The sequence below is a fragment of the Vibrio sp. Vb0304 genome, assembly GCF_033338995.1.
Taxonomy (GTDB): Bacteria; Pseudomonadota; Gammaproteobacteria; order Enterobacterales; family Vibrionaceae; genus Vibrio; species Vibrio alginolyticus.
On record NZ_JAWOTT010000378.1, the window covers coordinates 1 to 1,024 of the forward strand.

A 1,024-nucleotide genomic window follows, 5' to 3' on the forward strand; every position below is an offset into this window, starting at 1 on the left:
TAAAATTCTCGCCATTCTAATCGAAAACGACCACAAAGTATGAGCAAATATTCTGACGCTAAAGAGCTTGCTGGCCTGACGCTGGGCAAAAAGACTGAGTACGCTAACCAGTACGATGCAAGCCTACTGCAACCTGTACCTCGCAGCCTAAACCGTGATGACCTTGAACTAGGCGACACCTTACCTTTCTTGGGACATGACATTTGGACTCTGTACGAACTGTCTTGGCTAAACAGCAAAGGCTTGCCTCAAGTGGCCGTTGGCGAAGTGTACATTCCTGCAACCAGTGCAAACTTAATTGAGTCGAAGTCATTCAAGCTCTACCTAAATAGCTACAACCAAACCCGTTTCGCGAGTTGGGAAGAAGTAGCAGAGCGTTTAACGCAAGACCTATCCGCATGCGCGGGCGAAAAGGTATTGGTCGAAGTGAACCCTGTAGGTCACTACACCAACCAACCTATCGTGACAATGGAAGGCGAATGCATTGACGACCAAGACATTGAAATCAACAGCTACGATTTTGATGCTGATTTGCTAGCAGGATCTGCTGGCGAAGAGCAAGTAGAAGAAGTGCTGCATAGCCACCTATTGAAATCGAACTGTTTGATCACCAACCAGCCAGACTGGGGCAGCGTTGAAATTCGCTACCAAGGTGCCAAGATCGATCGTGAGAAGTTGCTGCGCTATTTGGTGTCTTTCCGTGAACACAACGAGTTCCATGAGCAATGTGTAGAACGTATTTTCACTGACCTGATGAAATACTGCCAACCAAACAAATTGACGGTGTTTGCGCGTTACACTCGTCGTGGCGGCTTGGATATCAACCCTTACCGTTCGACAGAACAAGATAAGCCAGCTCATAATCATCGCATGGCTCGTCAATAATAGCGTGATAGGCAGAAATAAGTTCGGCAATCAAAAGGATTGCCGGGCGTTTTTATTGCCCAAGCATGTTACTATACCAAACGACTTCAACCGGCTATAAAAAGCAAGTTGAAGTCATTTGGGTTTATCCGCTATCTAA

Annotated in this window: 1 protein-coding gene; it reads left to right on the plus strand. The window is 46.4% G+C overall.

The window, feature by feature from the left end; all coding sequences use genetic code 11:
• Window positions 1-39 precede the first annotated feature (39 nt).
• Window positions 40-885: an NADPH-dependent 7-cyano-7-deazaguanine reductase QueF gene (queF, locus tag R7P35_RS26380; RefSeq protein ID WP_025499679.1), complete on the plus strand. Its 846-nt coding sequence runs from the start codon at window positions 40-42 to the stop codon at window positions 883-885.
• Window positions 886-1,024 lie beyond the last annotated feature (139 nt).